We start from the raw sequence: 16,994 nt of genomic DNA, 5'->3' as shown, positions 1-16,994 counted from the left end.
GGATGCAGCATCGACGAATAAACGCTAGGCGAGTGATGACCTACGAAGATGCCCGCAAGAGACTCAACGAGTGCGAATACCTCTACCTCGACAGCTTTGGGCGCGGAGCGAGGGAAACTGACCTTCGCGTCGAACTCATCGAAGCCAAGCCACAAACGGTCGTCGAGAAATTGCCGCTTGGGAGCAAACTTCTGGAGGAAATTCTCGGAGTAGGCTCGCCAATCTTACCTGATGGCAGCTGCGCGCGCTTTACCCTTGTCTTCGAGAACTACCTGGCCGTCTCCATCATCAATGAAAGCTACGACGACGGAGATGGCGAGAACTCGACCGAGTGGCTCGCGGACAAAACCCAAAAGCGTTTTGCGACATACGACAAATCGCATTTTAGGGACTACGTTTCAACGGTGACCTTCGCAACGAAAGATTTTCCCGGACCGCAGCGGCATTTCGAAATCAACTGTATGAGTCAAATTCTCAATGTGATCTGCCAGGACGATCCTACGATTACCCTTTCGAACTTCGATGCGAGCTCTGCGGCAAGGCTGCTCTAACGCAGGACTTAGTGGCGCTGACCGCTCGACGCCATATTGGACGCATCCGGTAGCTTCGGTCGGATCTTGGCATCATGGGGTGCCGCTTCAGCTGATGTTGGCTCTTCCCGAACCTTCTCGAAAGCAATCTTCGCCGACTTGCCGAGAGCGCGCGAGGTCGGGCCGTAGTCGGATGTGTTGATCCAGGTCTCGAGCTTTAAGGTGACCGTGTCCTTGTTGATGTCTGAAACCTGCGTCACCGGTGCGGGCTTGTTGTTGACCCGCTTGTCGCGTTCGGCAATGGCGAGAAGCGTGGATTCCGCCTTCCTGATGTCGCTGTCGGCGGGAAGGACCACGCTCAGGTCGTAGCGGCGGGTCGCCAGACGGCTGAAATTCTTGACCGGCGTATTCCACAGCAGCGCATTCGGCACCAGCTGGAAAAGTCCGTCGCCGGTACGAAGCTCGGTGGCAAACAGTCCGATCTCCTGCACCGCGCCGTTGACGTCCTTGGTCTCTATGCTCTCGCCGACCCGGAACGGACGCAGGATCAGCAGCATGATGCCGGCGGCGATGTTCTGCAGCGTACCCTGCAGCGCGAGCCCAATCGCAAGACCCGCGGCACCCATCGCAGCAATCATCGACGCCGTCTGTACGCCGAACTGCCCGAGCACGGTGACCATGACCAGGATCAGGATCACGTAGCGAAGGACATTCGCCAGGAAATGCGCGAGCGTGACATCGAACCCGCGGATCCGGCGCATGCCGAAGAGCGCCCATCGGTGCAGGTAGCGCGATGCCATCCAGCCGATCAGAAGCAGCACGAAGGCTCCGACGATCGAGAAGGAATATTGCACGAGCAGGGCGCCGGCCTGAGTTATGGCCGCGCGCGTGGCGACGATGAAATCGAGATTCTGAGGCTCCATGTCCCGCTCCTTGCCTTGATTGAGGAGCCGGAACGTCGGTCAGGCGCGTTGGTTCCGCATTGCAGCATGACCCGGTTCAGCGATCAGGCCATGACGAAAACTCCACGCCGCGATGGCATCGGCAATGGCTTCGGGCTGGTCCTCGGGCACAAGATGCCTGGCCGGACCGCAGCCGACGACCTCCAGACCCGCGATATTCTGCCGGCACCAATCGACCAGCGCGGGCCCGATCAGCAGCGTCTCAGGCGCGCCATCGAAGGTCAGCAGCAGCTTCGGCACATCGGCACTGTCGGCCAGCCAGCGATCATAGGCCTCGACCCGCTCGGCGACATCCCGCGGTTCACCTTCGATCGGCATCGCACGGGGCCATTGCAGCAACGGAACACGGCTTTCTCGCGTCGGATAAGGCTGGCGATAGATGTCGAGATCGGCTTCGCTGAGACCGCGCAACGTCGTCAGCCGCAACGCCTGCTCGATGAAGAAATTCTCGTCCAGCACCTTGACCTCGCCGGTACCAGCACCGCGCAACGCCTCGTAGCGCGGCCTCGCGCCGGGCGCCATGTCGGACCAGCGATAAGGCTTGATGATCGTTTCCATCAGCACCAGCCCGCGTACTCGATCCACATTCCGCGCCGCCCAATCCATCGCAAGCGCCCCGCCCCAATCGAAGCCGACGAGCACGATGCCGCGCGGCGCCACAGCGTCGAGCCAGGCCGCGAGGTAGCGCGCGTGGTCGTCGAATGAATAGGCGATCGCGGGCTTGCCCGATTTGCCCATGCCGATCAGGTCGGGCGCCAGCAGCTTTCCCATATGTTCGAGCCCCGGCAGCACATTCCGCCAGACATAGGACGAGGTTGGATTGCCATGCAGGAAGACGAACGTCAGTCCCTTGCCCTGCTCGTCGTGAAAGATCGTCGAATCCAGAACCGCAGTGACCGGCATGGCCCTATCCTTTCCATCTCGGATATAGTAAGGTGCCTGTCTAATAGGACATTAGTCAGGCGCCTGTCAATATCGATGGTAAAAGATTCCACGCATCACGATTCCCTCGGCCTTCTCCTTCGTCTCGCCCACCAGCAATGGACGCTCGCCGTCGACACCAAGCTCGCCGAGGAAGGCTTCGACGACATCAAGCCGCACTACGCCAACATCTTCACCTTCGTGCCGCCGGAGGGCATGCAGGTCAGCCAGCTCACCGCACTCTCCCATGTCCGCAAACAAAGCATGACCCAAACGGTCGAGGAGCTGGAAAAGCTCGGCTATGTCGAGCGCCGCCCCGACCCGAACGACAAGCGCGGCAAGCTGGTCTTCCTCACCGAACGCGGCAGGAAGGTCAGCCCCATCGCCAGGGCGGCGGGCCGGCTGGTGGACCAACACTGGGCCGAGCTGACGAGCGCTGAGGAGATCGAAGCGTTGCGGAGAGCGCTGAGGGCGGTGCTTGCGGCGACGGCAAAACAAGATGAAGTTGGCAATTGATGCAGGCTGTCCCCGTCGCTCTGCCTCTGAATTGGAGATGCCGATGGCTGTACTTACAGTTCGAAATTTGCCCGACGAGGTGCATCGCGCCTTGAAAGAGCGAGCCCTCAGCAATGGCCGGAGCATGCAGTCAGAAGTGCGTACGATACTTATCGACGCGCTCTGGGATTCCGGTCACCTGAAATTCGGCTCCTACATCGCGGCGCGAGCCGGCGAGCTTGGTGGGGTGGATCTGAACATCGAACGAGACCGCTCCCCAATCGAACCCGCCACTTTCGAATGAGCCTCCGCAGCGCCTGCAAACTGTCTCCCGATATCAGACGATCTTCTCGTCCAGCAGCTTCTCCAGCGTCTCCAGCGTATCCGCCTCCGCCGACGGCTTGTCCCATCTGAGCCGCGATATGCGCGGAAAGCGCATCGCCACACCCGATTTGTGCCGCGTCGAACGCGCCAGCCCCTCGAAGGCGACCTCGAGCACCAGCCCCTGGTTCTGATCCGCCCGCACGGACCGCACCGGCCCGAAACGGTCGATCGTGTTGTCCCGGACATATTTGTCGATCTGCACCAGTTCCTCGTCGGAGAAACCGAAATAGGCCTTGCCGACGGGCACGAGCTGCATCACGCCCTTTTCCTCCTTCCAGACGCCGAATGTATAATCAGAATAGAAGCTCGAGCGCTTGCCGTGGCCGCGCTGGGCATACATCAGGACGGCATCGATCGTGTGCGGATCGCGCTTCCACTTGAACCACGGCCCCTTCTTGCGGCCGGGCAGATAGGGCGAGTCCTTGTGCTTGAGCATCACCCCTTCGATGATCGGGTGGGGAGGAGCCATCCGCAACTCGTCGAGTTTCCGCCAGCTCTCGAAGGGCACTTGCGGCGAGAGGTCGAAACGATCAGGATCGAGACTCTTCAGCAGTTCGATCAGGCGCCCGCGGCGCTCGTCGTATCCGAGCGGACGAGTATCCTCATCCCCGATCATCAGGAGATCATAGGCCCGGACGAAGACGGGATACTGGTCCACGGTCTTGGCCGAAACCGTCTTGCGATTGAGCCGCTGCTGCAGATCGGAAAAAGTCCCGGTGTAATCGACGGGCACGCCGACCAGCAATTCACCGTCGATCACCGCATTGAAATCGAGGGCATCCATCAGGTCCGGGAAGGCGCCCGAAATCTCATCGCCGCTCCGCGAATAGAGCCGCCGGATGCCGCCCTCGGCGCTGACTTGCACCCGGATGCCGTCCCATTTCCACTCCGCCCGATAGTCGGCAATATCAAGCGCCGCAAGATCGCCCTCCTCCACCGCAGGCGCCAGCATGACCGGCCGGAAGAGCGCCTTCGCCGCCTGCTCCGGCTTCGGTATCTTGCCCTCCAGCCAGAGGAAAAACTCCGTGTACGGCACCTTCAGTCCGTGCCACATCTCCTCGATCTCGACGACATCCTTGCCGCCGAAATCCGCAAGCGCCTGCTTGGCCAGGCGGGCCGAGACGCCAATGCGCAAACCGCCGCTGACCAGCTTGATCAGCGCATACCGGCCGGGCGGATCAAGGCGGTCGAGCAGAGCCGCGAACTTGGCCGGCGCCTCGCTGCGGGAGGCGCGGGAAAGGCTTTCGACGACATGGGCCAGGCTCGGATCGGGGTCATTGGCCGCCGCACCCTCAGGCTCCGGCCAGATCAGCGAGATCGTCTCGGCGAGGTCGCCGACATAGTCGTAGGAATACGCGAAGAGGACCTCGTCGATCCGCGCGGTGGCGAGGCCACGAATGACGGCCGGCTTGATCGCCGGAATGTCGAGCCCGCCATCGGTGAGCGCCGCCAGCGCATAGCCGCGATCGGGATCCGGCGTCGCGGCAAAATAGTCTTTGAGCAGCGTCAGCTTACCGTTCCGCGACGGCGTCAGCACCAGCCGGTCGAGCAGCTCCGAAAACGCCTTCATTCGTTCTCGTCCTCGTAACCGACGAGATGCAGCGGCCGGCCGATGATGCCGTTGAGCTCGCACCAGCGCACCAGAGCCTCCTCACGCCCATGCGTGACCCAGATCTCGCCGGCGCCGACCTCTTTGATCGTGTCGGTCAGTTCGTCCCAGTCGGAATGGTCCGAGAGGATGAGCGGCAGTTCGACACCGCGCTGCTTGACGCGCTGTCGGATCCGCATCCAGCCCGAGGCAAAGCAGGTGACGGGATCGGCGAAGCGCCGCGCCCAGCGGTCGGAGAAGGCGGATGGCGTGCACACAATGATCTCGCCGGCGAAGTCCTTGGCCTTGCCCTTGTCCAGCGTTGCGGGCTTGAGTTCGCCGAGATCGATGCCCTGCGACTGATAATAGTCGGAAATCCGCTCGAGCGCCCCGTGGATGAAGATCGGCCGGTCATAGCCTGCCTCGCGCAGAAGCTTGATGACCCGCTGCGCCTTGCCGAGCGCATAGGCGCCCACCAGATGCGTCCGCTCCGGAAATTGCGCCACGGAATGCAGGAGCCGCGCGATTTCCTCGCGATCATCGGGGTGGCGAAACACTGGCAGTGCGAAGGTCGCCTCGGTGATGAAGACATCGCATGTCACCGGCTCGAAGGCAGCACAGGTCGAGTCCCGCCGCCGCTTGTAGTCGCCGGATGCGACGATCCGCATCCCGTCCTTCTCGACCACGATCTGCGCCGACCCCAGCACATGCCCGGCCGGCACGAAGCGGACAGTGACGCCATTGAGATCGAACACCTCGCCATGCCGGGCCACCTGCGTGCTGCCGGCAAAATCGCCGCCATAGCGGATCGCCATGATATCGAGCGTCTCCGTCGTCGCCAGCACGTTGTCATGCCCCGACCGCGCATGGTCGGAATGGCCATGCGTGATCAGCGCCCGCTCCACCGGCTGCACGGGATCGATATAGAAATCGCCGGGCGGGCAATAGAGGCCGGCAGGCATGGGAAGCAGAAGGTCGGATGCGCGCATGTGGGCAAGATGGGGCTGGCTGGGTTGGAGTCAATACCCGTCATAAATGCCGCATCAGCCCACCCGTTCCCGTCAGCGATCCGCAAGCGCCAGCCGCGCGCCCAGAGCCACGAAGGCCGCGGCAAAGCTCCGCCGCATCCACGCCATGACAGCCGGCCGGCTGACGACCTTGTCACGCACCGCGGCGGCGAACAGGCCATAGACCGCGAAGACGACGAACGTCATCAGCATGAAGACGCCGCTCATCTCCATCATCCGCGCCAGCGGCGATGCCTCCCCCGCCTGGATGAACTGCGGCAGGAAGGCGAGGAAGAAGATCGAGAGTTTCGGATTGAGGATGTTGATCAGCACCGCGTGCACGACGATGCGCAAAGCCGACGCCTTCGAACGCTCCGGCTCGACCTTCAGCGCCCCATTCTCCCGCCAGGCCTGCCAGGCCATGTAGAGCAGATAGGCGACGCCGGCATATTTGAAGATCTCGAAGGCAAGCGCGCTGGTATGCAGGATCGCCGCCAGCCCCAGCATCGCAGCAAGCAGATGGGGCACGATGCCGAGCGTGCAGCCGAAGGCCGCGACGACGCTGGCCCGCATACCCTGGCTCAGGCCCATGGCGAGCGTATAGATCGCGCCGGTGCCCGGCGAGGCAACGATGATGAGGCTGGTGATGAGGAATTCGATGCTCATGGCGGCTCCTTCGGATTGGAGCCTTATCGGTATCGGAGGGTGATCAAGCCGTATTGGACGAAATTGCAGGCCTCAATGCATCGCCAAAGCATAGGCGCCCGGCGTGAGACCGAGGACGCGCGCAAAATGCCGCGTCATGTGGCTCTGGTCGAAGAAGCCACTGTCGGCCGCCGCCTCCGCGAGCGGCATGCCCGCCGCGATCAGCCGGCGCGCGCGATCGATCCGCCGCTGCAACAGATAGGCATGCGGCGTGAGGCCGGTCGCACGGGCGAAGCTGCGGAGAAACTGGAAGCGGCTCAGGCCGCAGAGATCCGCAAGATCGGAGAGCGAGACGGATTCGGCGGGAGCATCGTCGATGCACGCTCTTGCTCGCCCAATCCGGGAGCGGCCCCGCCCCGCTTCACCTTTCGTCGACGGCACCAGCCAGTCCATCAGCAGCAGCGCCATTTCCTCAGCCGGCAACGGGTTCTCGTCGCTGTCAGTCATCGCGCGATAAAGCCGCGCAAAACGACGCGCCAGGTCACCATCATCGACCACCGGATAGTGGAACTCGAACGCTCCACGCGCCCGGTCGAGACCCTCGAAGGCATCCTGGAGCGCTTCGGGGTCGAAATAGAGCATGTTCCAGCTCCGCCCCGCCTCGCCGATCGGCAGGCCGTCGTGCACTTCGCCCGGATTGACGGTAATGACCATGCCGGGACCGGCCTCGACCATGCCGCGGCCACTCATCGATTTCTGCGCACCGGAGCGGATCAGCCCGATGCCGAACTGATCATGGGTATGCCGCGGAAAACTGCGCGTCGAACAGGCTTCGACGGCGTGGACGCCCGGCATTGCGCATTTGAGAACACGAAAGGCGCTGGTCTTCATGGTCGGAACAGATATCGCACTCTCCAGAAATTCAAAAGGGCCGCTCTTTCGAGCGGCCCCCATGAGAATTGGCCTCTGACAGGCTAGATCGCCTCAGGCGATCCAGGAAGGTTGGTTCAGTGCGAGGGCTGCCTCGCAATCTTCACCTGAACTCCCATGCCAGCCACGAGCACCGAATACTCACTAGACATTGGACCACCTTCCTTTCTGTTTGTTGACGTTGATATGAATGTATGCGTGTTCACGGCAATTGCAAGAGCCGGCGCTCCACATATGGTAACGCCCTGGGGACAAAAGTGATTGGCGCGCGAGGCGATTGTCAGACCTGCCCGTCCGACGGGATGTTGAGCACCGCCCCACAATGCTTGCAGTGGACGGCATCCGCCTCATGCAGGAAGAGGCCGCAGTCCTGGCAGACGAAGCGAACCTTGGTGGGCCGGAAGACCGTCTGGATCAATCGCAGGAACAGCGACACGCCAAACACCATAATCAGGATCGAGATCAGTCGCCCGTGCTCGCCCTGCAGCGTGATGTCGCCAAAGCCGGTCGTCGTCAGCGTGGTCACGGTGAAATACATCGCATCGAGGAAATTCTTGACCTCCGGATTAATGTTCACCTGGGTAACGAAAACCAGTTCCGTCATGACGAAGAGGAAGATGACGAGGTTCACGGCGCTGAGGACCACGTCCTCATGCTCCTTGAACAGCGGAAAATCCTCCCGCAGCGTCTTCTGCACACGGTAGGTCCGAAGCACGCGGAGAATCCGCAGGCTCCGCAGGAAGGAAAGCGTGCCGCCGACCAGCGGGATGATCAAAGACGCCATCGCGATCAGATCGGCGATGTTGAGCAGGTTGAGGACAAAGCTGCCCTTCTTCGAAGCGATCCAGAAGCGCGCGAGATAGTCGAGCCCCAGATAGATGCCGAAGACGAGGTCCACCCATTTGATCCAGGGCTCGCCATGGAAATAGGTCACAACGACCAGGAAGAGGATGGTCGTGATATCGGCGATGAGGAGCCCATAGCGGAACCGCTCGGCGATCTCGGATTTGCCCTCATAGAGTGCCGCGATCCGCGCCTTCAGTCTCAACTCTTCCATTTTTCTCCCACGGCGCCAGAACTGCGCCACAACGTTGCAATGAATTCCCGGAAAACACAAATCGCGGCACGGCGTGAGGCGCGAACAAAACCGCGCCGAGCTGTGCCGGTCCCGGACAAGCTGGCGAGCTACCTTTGCTCTATCCAGTCGAAATGATTTACGTTTTCCTCATCGTCGCCATTGTCGCGGAAGTCATCGCCACCTCTGCCTTGGCCAAGTCTGATGGCTTCACGCGCCTGCTGCCCAGCCTGATCTCCCTCGCGGGCTACGGTCTCGCCTTCTATCTCATGTCGCTGGTCACGCGCACCGTGCCGATCGGCATCGTTTATGCGATCTGGTCCGGCGCCGGCATCGTCCTGGTCGCAGCGACCGGCTGGTTGCTCTTCGGCCAGAAGCTCGATCTTCCTGCGATAACAGGCATCATGATGATCGTCGCCGGCGTGCTGATCATCAATCTCCTGTCCAAGTCGGTCAGCCACTGAGTCGCAGTTGTAAGTCGTTGCTTTCCGTCCGACCCTGGGGCATGGACTGCGAATGAGCTCGAAGTCCATGCCATGCACAACCGCCTGACCCAGCACGCCACCGGAAGCGAAAAGCTTAAGGCGCATCTCGCGATGCTGCTGTTTGCCGTGCTTATCGCGGGGTCCTTTTCCCTCGGCGGCTTTGCGGCGACGCGCATGCCGGGCTTCGCGGTCAACCTCGTGCGCTACGCGATCGCGACCGGCACGATGTTCGCCTTCGGGATCTGGGTGCTGCGCAGCAAGCTGAGCTTCCCAAGGGCGCCCTGGCGCTTCGTCCTGCTTGGCGGTCTCATGGCCGTCTACATGTCGACCATGTTCAAGGCACTGGAATTCACGAGCCCCGTCTCCACGGGCGCCGTGTTCACCTTGATGCCGTTGATCAGCGCCGGCTTCGCCTGGCTCTTCATGCGGCAGGTCACGCGACCGGGCGTGCTGCTCAGCCTTGTCATCGCCGCAGCAGGCGCGATCTGGGTCATCTTCCGCGGCGATATCGAGGCAATCCTCTCCTTCGATGTCGGCTTGGGCGAGCTGATCTTCTTCATCGGCGTGGTCTGCCATGCGGCCTATGCGCCACTGCTCCGCAAGCTCAACCACGGCGAACAGCCTTTCGACTTCGCCTTCTGGGGCGTGGCCGCCACCTTTGTCTGGCTGTTCATCCCGGGTGTCCCGACGCTCGGCACGGTCGATCTTATCCAGACGCCTTTGATCGTCTGGATCGCGATCCTCTATCTCGCGATCGTGACGACAGTCATCACCTTCATGCTGATCCAATATGCATCGATGCGCCTGCCTGCGCCGAAGGTGCTTGGCTACGGGTACCTGACGCCAAGTTTCATCATCCTGCTCGAAGGCCTGATCGGCCACGGCTGGGTGCATCCGAGCGTCATGGCCGGCGCCCTGGTCACCGCCTGCGGCCTGCTGGTGATGGGCCTGCTGCCGGATTGAGCCGGGTCAGGCGGCCCCGCCTAGGCGGAAATGCGCCGATTATGGACGCCGGTGACGCGCACCGCCACCTGCTGGTGTTTGGGGTGCAGGCCGATATACTCATATTGTAGGCCGGTGCTCTCCACGAACTCCTTGAACGCCTTGAATTCGTGCATCTCCCATCCCGGATAGTTGAAATACTCGTCGAACAGGATGATGGTGCCCGGCACCAGCCGCTCACGCAACTGCGTGAGCACGGTCTGGGTCGAACTGTAGAGATCGCAGTCGATATGGACGATGGAAACGGGACCCGGATGTTCATCGAGGAACTTCGGCAGCGTGCGGTCAAACCAGCCGACGACGAGTTCCACATTCGGTAGCACCTCGGGCAGATCTTGCCGGGCGAAAGCGCCCTTGTCATAGCCGTCGCGCCATTCTTCGGGCAGCCCTTCGAAGCTGTCGAACCCGTAGACAGTGCCCTGTCGTCCCTGCGCCATGCGATTGATCGACCGGCCCGAGAAGACACCGAACTCCAGCGCAAGCCCCTCGACAGTGGCGCAGGCAACGGCGTAGTCGGTCAACTCAAGCGCGCTGTCGAACCTTTTCGCACCGATCATCCGGGAGTAGAGATATTGGGACGACGTCACCGCTGCGGACAGGCGCGCCAGATTGTCGAGATTGAACGCATCACCCCGAGGATTGCCCAGGGAGTGATCGACGACCAAGCCCAGAAACTGCACGAACTGCGGGCTATCAATGGATGGAATGCTCATGAGCCGAATAACCTTCAGTCGAGGGATCAATATATTTGCCCGACGAATACGCGGAAAAGCTTGTCTGGAGCCTGCGTCATGGGTCGCCATGCGCCGGAGGGAAGGACATTGTCCAACAGGACAATGATTCAGTCCGTCGGCAACCGCAGCATGAATTCCGCGAGCATCGCCCGCCCCGCCGGCCAGGCGCCAAGCCCACTCGCGGCATTGACATGACCGAGATCCCCCGACTCAATCAGTTGGGCGCCCCATTGCCTGGCACGTCGCTGGGCGTAGCGGGTAGTGCCATACGGGTCGTTGCCGCTCGCGACAATGAGCGAAGGGAAGCGCAGCGGCCGGTCCGGCGGATCAGCAAAGCTCGCCGCTGCGGCCGGGAATGCCGCCCCGCCGGGGTCGGGCACCGCCACCAGCATCGCGCCGGCGACCGGCAGCATGCTCCTTGACTGCCAGTGCGCAACAAGCAGACAGGCAAGGCTGTGGGCCACCAGCACCGGCGGTTCGTGCGTGGTCGCTACGGCGCCGTCGAGCGCCCGGATCCAGTCCTCCAGCTGCGGCTCGTCCCAGCTCGACGGAGCAAAACGCATGAAATCGGTACTACTCGCCTCCCAGAGGGTCTGCCAATGTTCCTTGCCCGAGCCACCAATGCCCGGCAACATGATTATCCTGCTCATGCGGTCCTTCCTGTCGTTGTTGACAGGAAGTTGGATAGCCTCTCCAATGACGAGTGCGAATGTGGAACTCACGGAAAACGAAGCGCCTTTCCGTTGATTTAAAGGAAACGCATGGCGGACGCATTCAATGGCAGATACGCGCTCGATCCGACCGATATCGCAATCCTAGAGCAGTTGCAGGCCGACGGCCGCGTCGCGATCGCCGAGCTCGGCCGCCGTATCGGCCTGTCGCAGCCAGCGACGGCGGAGCGGATGAAGCGGCTCGAAGAGCGTGGCATCATTTCGGGCTACGGCGCGCGCATCAACCCGGCCGCCGTCGGCCTGCCGATGACCGCGATCATCCGGCTGCGCACGACGCACGAGCACATTGCCGCCTGTCTCGAGCTCTTCGGGACGATGCCCAACGTGATCGAAGTTTTCCGGCTTACCGGCGAGGATTGCTTCTTCCTCAAGGTTTTCGTCCCACGACCGGAGGACCTTGAACCGATCGTCGATTCCATCGCCCGCTACGGAGCCGTCACGACATCGCTCGTCTTGCGGCAGGAGAAGCCGAAGCCCATCAGCAGAAGCCTGATCCCCAGACCCTAGGTCTTGATCGCCAGTCCACCCATGAACAGCTGTTCGAGATAGCGCGCCGCATCCTCGAAACGCCCCTCGCCGGCCTTCTCCTGGCCAAGCACCGCGCGCACCTGGACGTCGAAGTCGGCATAGTGCTGCGTCGTCGACCAGATCGAGAAGATCAGGTGGTAGGGATCGCATTTGGCAATCTTGCCGGCCTTGGCCCAGGTCCGGATCACCTCAGCCTTCTCATCGACCAGCAGCTTGAGCGGGCCTTTGAGTTCGTCCTCGATCAAGGGGGCGCCGCGCAGCACTTCATTGGCGAACAGCCGGCTCTCGCGGGGGAAATCCCGCGCCATCTCGAGCTTGCGGCGGATATAGCTGCGGATCTCGGCCTCAGGATTGCCCTCGGCGTCGAACTCCCGTAGGGGATCGAGCCAGGTATCGAGCACGCGCTCGATCAGCGCCCGGTGCATCGCTTCCTTGGTGCGGAAATAATAGAGCAGATTGGGCTTGGACATGCCCGCCGCCTCGGCGATCTCGTCGATAGTGGCGCCACGAAATCCATGGGTGGAAAACACGTCGAGCGCCGCCTCGAGGATCTGCTCCTCCTTCTCCTCCTGGATACGGGTTCGGCGCTGGGTCTTCGCTGCCCTGGGTATCGCCATCGTCCCTGACCCCCTTCTTCGCGCCCGAAAAATGTCTGAGGAGACATGCGTTTTCGGCTTGAGTGCAGCGAAAGAAATTGTAATGTTTACCAAACGGTCAAATTATTGGACAAATCGCCAGACAAAGGCAAGTCCAATTCGGGGAAGAGACGAAAATCATCCGCCCCTGACCATCGGGAACATACCGGCGCGTGGCGTTCCTCTGCGCGCCCAAGGCATGAACACTGGGCTGTTCGTGTGAATGCAGGGAGAACGATCGTGACCGCACGCGGCGAGAATATGCGCATCAATGGCGACCGCCTCTGGGATTCGCTGATGGACATGGCGAAGATCGGCCCCGGCATTGCCGGCGGCAACAATCGCCAGACGCTGACGGACTCCGACAATGAAGGCCGCCACCTCTTCAAGAAGTGGTGTGACGAAGCCGGCATGACCATGTCCGTCGACAAGATGGGCACGATGTTCGCAACCCGCCCCGGCACAGACCCAGACGCCCTTCCCGTCTATGTCGGCTCGCATCTCGACACCCAGCCGACCGGCGGCAAATATGACGGCGTGCTCGGTGTGCTCGCCGGCCTCGAAGTCATCCGCTCGATGAACGACCTCGACATCAAGACCAGGCACCCCATCGTCGTCACCAACTGGACCAACGAGGAAGGCGCCCGCTTCGCCCCAGCCATGCTCGCCTCCGGCGTCTTCGCCGGCGTGCATACGATGGACTATGCCTATGGCCGCAAGGATCCTGATGGCAAGACATTCGGCGACGAGCTGAAGCGCATCGGCTGGGTCGGCGACGAAGAAGTCGGCGCCCGCAAGATGCACGCCTATTTCGAATATCACATCGAACAGGGCCCGATCCTCGAAGCCGAGAACAAGCAGATCGGGGTGGTCACCCACGGCCAGGGCCTCTGGTGGCTGGAATTCACGCTTACGGGCAAGGAAGCCCATACCGGCTCGACGCCGATGAACCTGCGCGTCAATGCCGGGCTCGCCATGGCGCGGATCATGGAAATGGTGCAGGGCGTGGCCCTGCAGAACCAGCCGGGCTGCGTCGGCGGCGTCGGCCAGGTATTCTTCTCGCCCAATTCACGCAACGTCCTGCCAGGCAAGGTGGTGTTCACCGTCGATATCCGCTCGCCGATCCAGGCCAAGCTCGATCGCATGCGCGCCGAGATCGAGGCCGCCGCCGCGGAAATCTGTGCTGCGCTCGGCGTCGGCTGTTCCATCGAAGCCGTCGGCCATTTCGATCCCGTGACCTTCGACCCGGCTCTTGTCACAGCCGTCCGCAAGGCGGCCGAGGACCTCGGCTACAGCCACATGGACATCATCTCCGGCGCCGGCCACGACGCCTGCTGGACGGCACGCGTGGCGCCCTCCACCATGATCATGTGCCCCTGCGTCGGCGGCCTTTCGCACAACGAAGCCGAGGACATCTCCAAGGAATGGGCCGCCGCCGGCGCCGACGTGCTGCTGCGTGCGGTCGTGGAGACGGCGGGGATTGTGGAGTGAGTGGCGGCTCTCGTCATGGGAACCCCTCATCCGCCCTTCGGGCACCTTCTCCCCAAGGGGAGAAGGGATACCTGCCGCACCGCCACCCCCCTTTGCCGAAAGTGAGGCGCGGCACTATCGCAGGCGCAAATGGCGCAACAATCTCCCGCTTCTCCCCTTGGGGAGAAGGTGCCCGAAGGGCGGATGAGGGGTTCCCATCGATGTCCGAGAAGACCACCGCATGGATCCGAAAATCAGGGATAACCGGCCGCGCTCGCGAGTTGAGGCAAAACGAGACCGAGGCGGAATATTACCTTTGGAGCGATCTCAGGAACCGCCGCTTGAATGGCCACAAGTTCTCCCGCCAGATTCCTCTCGGCCCCTACATCGCTGACTTCATCTGTCGCGAGAAAAACCTAATCATTGAATTAGACGGCTCCCAACACGCCGACAGCCAACACGACCTGGTTAGAACCCGATGGCTCAACGCCAACGGATACTCTGTCCTTCGCTTCTGGAATCACGCAGTCCTGCAAGAACGCCGCGCTGTCCTTGGAACCATCGTCGCCGCACTCGAAAACCGCCTGACGACCCAAGCCGACAACGACCAATTCTACCCTGCAGCATCATCGAAGCACACCGCGGAGGAAAATATCCAATGACCTCCGACCCCGACCATGACCTCGACGCCCTTCCCCACGCCGCCCTCCTCGCCGCGGCAAAATCCATGCGCCGCGCCATCCGTGCCCACCGCGACACATCGGAACACGACCTCTGTTGGCATCACCCCGACATGTGGGCACTGCTGCCCGATCCGCCCCAGGTCAAACCCATCGTGCCCGATTGGCCGCAATTCATGCGCGGCTGCATCCGCTACCGCCAATCGCTCGACCAGCAGCTGGCTGGTGCACCGCGCACGGCCAAGGAGTTCGGCCAGTGAGCGTCACCGTCGCCATCGAGATGCCCAACCAGCCTGATGTCCTTGGCCTGATCGAGGCGTCCGATGTCTACATGAACGCCCTCTACCCACCGGAGGGCAATTTCGCGATCGATGTCGACGCCTTGTGCAAGCCCGAGATCACTTTCGTCGTCGCCCGCCTCCACGGCAAGGCCGCCGGCTGCGGCGCGATCAAGTGGTATGAAGACGGCACGGCCGAGCTCAAGCGCATCTTTGTCGCGGACGATGCCAGAGGTAACGGTATCGGCCGCCGCATCATGGATCATTTGCAGGAACTGGCGGACGGGAAGCGCATCGAACGTCTCTATCTCGAGACCGGCCCGCTCAATGTCGAAGCCGTCCAGCTGTACCGCGGCCTCGGCTTCGAGGAGTGCGGTCCTTTCGCCGACTATCCGAAAAACCCATACAGCCTGTTCATGACGAAACGGCTCGCGAACGCATAGGAAAGAGGAAGTCCCATGTCGAAAGTCATCAAGGGCGGCACCATCGTCACCGCCGATCTCACCTATAAGGCCGATATCAAGATCGACGGCGGCAGGATCGTCGAGATCGGCCAGAACCTGTCGGGCGGCGAGGTGCTCGACGCGTCAGGCTGCTATGTCATGCCGGGCGGCATCGATCCGCATGTCCATCTTGAAATGCCCTTCATGGGCACCTATTCCTCTGACGATTTCGAGAGCGGCACCCGCGCCGGTCTCGCCGGCGGCACGACCATGGTCGTCGACTTCTGCCTGCCCGGCCCGCAGCAGTCGCTGCTCGAGGCGCTGCAGATGTGGGACAACAAGACCTCCCGCGCCAATGCCGACTATTCCTTCCACATGGCCATCACCGGCTGGAACGAGCGCTTCTTCAACGAGATGGAGACGGTGGTCAAGGATCGCGGCATCAACACCTTCAAGCACTTCATGGCCTATAAGGGTGCGCTGATGGTGAACGACGACGAGATGTTCGCCTCGTTCCAGCGCTGCGCCGAACTCGGTGCCCTGCCGCTCGTCCATGCCGAGAATGGCGATGTCGTCGCTTCGATGACCGCCAAGCTGCTGGCCGAGGGCAACAATGGCCCCGAGGCACACGCCTATTCCCGCCCGCCCGAGGTGGAGGGCGAAGCCACCAACCGCGCCATCATGCTCGCCGACATGGCCGGCGTGCCGCTTTATGTCGTGCACACCTCCTGCGAACAGGCGCATGAAGCCATCCGCCGCGCCCGCCAGAAGGGCATGCGCGTCTATGGCGAGCCGCTGATCCAGCACCTCACGCTCGACGAGAGCGAATATTTCAACAAGGACTGGGACCATGCCGCCCGCCGCGTCATGTCGCCGCCGTTCCGGTCGAAGCAGCACCAGGACAGCCTGTGGGCCGGCCTGCAATCGGGTTCGCTCTCGGTCGTCGCCACCGACCACTGCGCCTTCACCACCGCGCAGAAGCGCTCCGGCATCGGCAATTTCGCCATGATCCCCAACGGCACTGGCGGGCTTGAGGACCGCATGCCCATGCTCTGGACCCATGGCGTTTCGACCGGGCGCCTGACGATGAACGAATTCGTGGCGGTCACCTCGACCAACATCGCCAAGATCCTCAACGTCTATCCGAGGAAAGGCGCGATCCTTGTTGGAGCGGATGCCGATATCGTCGTCTGGGATCCCAAGCGCTCCAAGACCATCACGGCCAAGAACCAGCAGTCGGCCATCGATTACAATGTCTTCGAGGGCAAGGAGGTCACCGGCCTGCCGCGCTTCACCCTGACCCGTGGCGAAGTGGCGATCGAAGAGTCGACCATCAAGACGAAGGAAGGCCACGGCCAGTTCGTCAAGCGCGAGCCGTTCCAGGCGGTCAACAAGGCACTGTCCACCTGGAAGGAACTGGTGGCGCCGCGCAAGGTCGAGCGCACCGGCATCCCGGCGACGGGAGTCTGAG

21 protein-coding genes are annotated in these 16,994 nt (G+C 62.1%); 11 read left to right on the top strand and 10 right to left on the bottom strand.

The window, feature by feature from the left end; translation table 11 throughout:
* The first annotated feature begins 35 nt into the window (after positions 1-35).
* Positions 36-551, top strand: coding sequence for a hypothetical protein (locus AC2YI2_RS23105; RefSeq protein WP_487388847.1), 516 nt, complete (start codon positions 36-38; stop codon positions 549-551).
* A gap of 8 nt (positions 552-559) precedes the next feature.
* Here AC2YI2_RS23105 and AC2YI2_RS23100 read toward each other — a convergent pair whose 3' ends face one another.
* Together AC2YI2_RS23100 and AC2YI2_RS23095 are read right to left on the bottom strand one after the other, a co-directional pair.
* Positions 560-1,453, bottom strand: a complete 894-nt coding sequence (locus AC2YI2_RS23100) for a mechanosensitive ion channel family protein (RefSeq protein WP_487388846.1) — start codon at positions 1,451-1,453, stop codon at positions 560-562.
* Positions 1,454-1,492: 39 nt separating this feature from the next.
* A complete protein-coding gene (locus AC2YI2_RS23095; protein ID WP_487388845.1) occupies positions 1,493-2,395 on the bottom strand; it encodes a haloalkane dehalogenase in 903 nt (300 codons plus the stop codon).
* Positions 2,396-2,470: 75 nt separating this feature from the next.
* On the opposite strand from AC2YI2_RS23095, the gene AC2YI2_RS23090 reads away from it, so the two are divergent.
* Positions 2,471-2,929: a MarR family winged helix-turn-helix transcriptional regulator gene (locus AC2YI2_RS23090; RefSeq protein ID WP_487388844.1), complete on the top strand. Its 459-nt coding sequence runs from the start codon at positions 2,471-2,473 to the stop codon at positions 2,927-2,929.
* 43 nt (positions 2,930-2,972) lie between these two features.
* Complete coding sequence (locus tag AC2YI2_RS23085; protein ID WP_487388843.1) at positions 2,973-3,212, top strand: FitA-like ribbon-helix-helix domain-containing protein; 240 nt, start codon at positions 2,973-2,975, stop codon at positions 3,210-3,212.
* Positions 3,213-3,245: 33 nt separating this feature from the next.
* On the opposite strand, the gene AC2YI2_RS23080 is transcribed toward AC2YI2_RS23085, so the two are convergent.
* The 5 genes from AC2YI2_RS23080 to AC2YI2_RS23060 all read right to left on the bottom strand — a co-directional run bounded on the left by AC2YI2_RS23080 (position 3,246) and on the right by AC2YI2_RS23060 (position 8,519).
* Positions 3,246-4,862 carry a cisplatin damage response ATP-dependent DNA ligase gene (locus AC2YI2_RS23080; protein ID WP_487388842.1) on the bottom strand — a complete coding sequence of 539 codons (1,617 nt, stop codon included), beginning with the start codon at positions 4,860-4,862 and terminating at the stop codon, positions 3,246-3,248.
* Complete coding sequence (locus tag AC2YI2_RS23075; RefSeq protein WP_487388841.1) at positions 4,859-5,869, bottom strand: ligase-associated DNA damage response exonuclease; 1,011 nt, start codon at positions 5,867-5,869, stop codon at positions 4,859-4,861. Before AC2YI2_RS23075 ends, AC2YI2_RS23080 begins: the two co-directional genes overlap by 4 nt.
* A 72-nt stretch (positions 5,870-5,941) precedes the next feature.
* Positions 5,942-6,553, bottom strand: a complete 612-nt coding sequence (locus tag AC2YI2_RS23070; protein ID WP_487388840.1) for a LysE family translocator — start codon at positions 6,551-6,553, stop codon at positions 5,942-5,944.
* Positions 6,554-6,625: 72 nt separating this feature from the next.
* Positions 6,626-7,423: an AraC family ligand binding domain-containing protein gene (locus AC2YI2_RS23065; RefSeq protein WP_487388839.1), complete on the bottom strand. Its 798-nt coding sequence runs from the start codon at positions 7,421-7,423 to the stop codon at positions 6,626-6,628.
* A 319-nt stretch (positions 7,424-7,742) separates the two neighbouring features.
* Positions 7,743-8,519 carry an ion channel gene (locus tag AC2YI2_RS23060; RefSeq protein WP_487388838.1) on the bottom strand — a complete coding sequence of 259 codons (777 nt, stop codon included), beginning with the start codon at positions 8,517-8,519 and terminating at the stop codon, positions 7,743-7,745.
* A 152-nt stretch (positions 8,520-8,671) separates the two neighbouring features.
* Here AC2YI2_RS23060 and AC2YI2_RS23055 point away from each other — a divergent pair, with 152 nt between their 5' ends.
* Positions 8,672-9,001 carry an SMR family transporter gene (locus tag AC2YI2_RS23055; protein WP_487388837.1) on the top strand — a complete coding sequence of 110 codons (330 nt, stop codon included), beginning with the start codon at positions 8,672-8,674 and terminating at the stop codon, positions 8,999-9,001.
* A 72-nt stretch (positions 9,002-9,073) separates the two neighbouring features.
* The gene (locus AC2YI2_RS23050; RefSeq protein ID WP_487388836.1) at positions 9,074-9,985 is read left to right on the top strand and encodes a DMT family transporter; all 912 of its coding nucleotides are present in this window, start codon (positions 9,074-9,076) and stop codon (positions 9,983-9,985) included.
* A 20-nt stretch (positions 9,986-10,005) separates the two neighbouring features.
* On the opposite strand, the gene AC2YI2_RS23045 is transcribed toward AC2YI2_RS23050, so the two are convergent.
* Positions 10,006-10,737, bottom strand: coding sequence for a TylF/MycF/NovP-related O-methyltransferase (locus AC2YI2_RS23045; RefSeq protein ID WP_487388835.1), 732 nt, complete (start codon positions 10,735-10,737; stop codon positions 10,006-10,008).
* A gap of 128 nt (positions 10,738-10,865) precedes the next feature.
* Entirely contained in the window at positions 10,866-11,408 is a 543-nt protein-coding gene (locus AC2YI2_RS23040) for an RBBP9/YdeN family alpha/beta hydrolase (RefSeq protein ID WP_487388834.1), read from the bottom strand.
* A 111-nt stretch (positions 11,409-11,519) separates the two neighbouring features.
* Between AC2YI2_RS23040 and AC2YI2_RS23035 the strand changes: the two genes are divergently transcribed.
* Positions 11,520-11,996, top strand: coding sequence for an Lrp/AsnC family transcriptional regulator (locus AC2YI2_RS23035; RefSeq protein WP_487388833.1), 477 nt, complete (start codon positions 11,520-11,522; stop codon positions 11,994-11,996).
* Here AC2YI2_RS23035 and AC2YI2_RS23030 read toward each other — a convergent pair.
* The gene (locus AC2YI2_RS23030) at positions 11,993-12,634 is read right to left on the bottom strand and encodes a TetR family transcriptional regulator C-terminal domain-containing protein (protein ID WP_487388832.1); all 642 of its coding nucleotides are present in this window, start codon (positions 12,632-12,634) and stop codon (positions 11,993-11,995) included. The genes AC2YI2_RS23035 and AC2YI2_RS23030 overlap by 4 nt on opposite strands.
* Positions 12,635-12,889: 255 nt before the next feature.
* On the opposite strand from AC2YI2_RS23030, the gene AC2YI2_RS23025 reads away from it, so the two are divergent.
* The 5 genes from AC2YI2_RS23025 to hydA all read left to right on the top strand — a co-directional run bounded on the left by AC2YI2_RS23025 (position 12,890) and on the right by hydA (position 16,993).
* Complete coding sequence (locus tag AC2YI2_RS23025) at positions 12,890-14,143, top strand: Zn-dependent hydrolase (protein ID WP_487388886.1); 1,254 nt, start codon at positions 12,890-12,892, stop codon at positions 14,141-14,143.
* Positions 14,144-14,343: 200 nt separating this feature from the next.
* On the top strand, positions 14,344-14,784 hold the full coding sequence (locus tag AC2YI2_RS23020; RefSeq protein WP_487388831.1) for an endonuclease domain-containing protein: 441 nt from the start codon (positions 14,344-14,346) through the stop codon (positions 14,782-14,784).
* A complete protein-coding gene (locus tag AC2YI2_RS23015; RefSeq protein ID WP_487388830.1) occupies positions 14,781-15,062 on the top strand; it encodes a hypothetical protein in 282 nt (93 codons plus the stop codon). Before AC2YI2_RS23020 ends, AC2YI2_RS23015 begins: the two co-directional genes overlap by 4 nt.
* On the top strand, positions 15,059-15,523 hold the full coding sequence (locus tag AC2YI2_RS23010; RefSeq protein ID WP_487388829.1) for a GNAT family N-acetyltransferase: 465 nt from the start codon (positions 15,059-15,061) through the stop codon (positions 15,521-15,523). Before AC2YI2_RS23015 ends, AC2YI2_RS23010 begins: the two co-directional genes overlap by 4 nt.
* A 15-nt stretch (positions 15,524-15,538) precedes the next feature.
* Complete coding sequence (hydA, locus tag AC2YI2_RS23005; protein ID WP_487388828.1) at positions 15,539-16,993, top strand: dihydropyrimidinase; 1,455 nt, start codon at positions 15,539-15,541, stop codon at positions 16,991-16,993.
* Position 16,994 lies beyond the last annotated feature (1 nt).

This window comes from Rhizobium sp. SRI_017 (assembly GCF_057586295.1).
The sequence above is the reverse complement of the archived record's forward strand: the minus strand, read 5'-3'. Positions and strand labels throughout refer to the sequence as shown.

What these genes read in the sequence shown, in the direction of transcription:
- AC2YI2_RS23105 (WP_487388847.1), top strand. Translation starts at nt 36, where the DNA reads ATGACCTACGAAGATGCCCGCAAGAGACTCAACGAGTGCGAATACCTC.
- AC2YI2_RS23100 (WP_487388846.1), bottom strand. Translation starts at nt 1,453, where the DNA reads ATGGAGCCTCAGAATCTCGATTTCATCGTCGCCACGCGCGCGGCCATA.
- AC2YI2_RS23095 (WP_487388845.1), bottom strand. Translation starts at nt 2,395, where the DNA reads ATGCCGGTCACTGCGGTTCTGGATTCGACGATCTTTCACGACGAGCAG.
- AC2YI2_RS23090 (WP_487388844.1), top strand. Translation starts at nt 2,471, where the DNA reads ATGGTAAAAGATTCCACGCATCACGATTCCCTCGGCCTTCTCCTTCGT.
- AC2YI2_RS23085 (WP_487388843.1), top strand. Translation starts at nt 2,973, where the DNA reads ATGGCTGTACTTACAGTTCGAAATTTGCCCGACGAGGTGCATCGCGCC.
- AC2YI2_RS23080 (WP_487388842.1), bottom strand. Translation starts at nt 4,862, where the DNA reads ATGAAGGCGTTTTCGGAGCTGCTCGACCGGCTGGTGCTGACGCCGTCG.
- AC2YI2_RS23075 (WP_487388841.1), bottom strand. Translation starts at nt 5,869, where the DNA reads ATGCGCGCATCCGACCTTCTGCTTCCCATGCCTGCCGGCCTCTATTGC.
- AC2YI2_RS23070 (WP_487388840.1), bottom strand. Translation starts at nt 6,553, where the DNA reads ATGAGCATCGAATTCCTCATCACCAGCCTCATCATCGTTGCCTCGCCG.
- AC2YI2_RS23065 (WP_487388839.1), bottom strand. Translation starts at nt 7,423, where the DNA reads ATGAAGACCAGCGCCTTTCGTGTTCTCAAATGCGCAATGCCGGGCGTC.
- AC2YI2_RS23060 (WP_487388838.1), bottom strand. Translation starts at nt 8,519, where the DNA reads ATGGAAGAGTTGAGACTGAAGGCGCGGATCGCGGCACTCTATGAGGGC.
- AC2YI2_RS23055 (WP_487388837.1), top strand. Translation starts at nt 8,672, where the DNA reads ATGATTTACGTTTTCCTCATCGTCGCCATTGTCGCGGAAGTCATCGCC.
- AC2YI2_RS23050 (WP_487388836.1), top strand. Translation starts at nt 9,074, where the DNA reads ATGCACAACCGCCTGACCCAGCACGCCACCGGAAGCGAAAAGCTTAAG.
- AC2YI2_RS23045 (WP_487388835.1), bottom strand. Translation starts at nt 10,737, where the DNA reads ATGAGCATTCCATCCATTGATAGCCCGCAGTTCGTGCAGTTTCTGGGC.
- AC2YI2_RS23040 (WP_487388834.1), bottom strand. Translation starts at nt 11,408, where the DNA reads ATGAGCAGGATAATCATGTTGCCGGGCATTGGTGGCTCGGGCAAGGAA.
- AC2YI2_RS23035 (WP_487388833.1), top strand. Translation starts at nt 11,520, where the DNA reads ATGGCGGACGCATTCAATGGCAGATACGCGCTCGATCCGACCGATATC.
- AC2YI2_RS23030 (WP_487388832.1), bottom strand. Translation starts at nt 12,634, where the DNA reads ATGGCGATACCCAGGGCAGCGAAGACCCAGCGCCGAACCCGTATCCAG.
- AC2YI2_RS23020 (WP_487388831.1), top strand. Translation starts at nt 14,344, where the DNA reads ATGTCCGAGAAGACCACCGCATGGATCCGAAAATCAGGGATAACCGGC.
- AC2YI2_RS23015 (WP_487388830.1), top strand. Translation starts at nt 14,781, where the DNA reads ATGACCTCCGACCCCGACCATGACCTCGACGCCCTTCCCCACGCCGCC.
- hydA (WP_487388828.1), top strand. Translation starts at nt 15,539, where the DNA reads ATGTCGAAAGTCATCAAGGGCGGCACCATCGTCACCGCCGATCTCACC.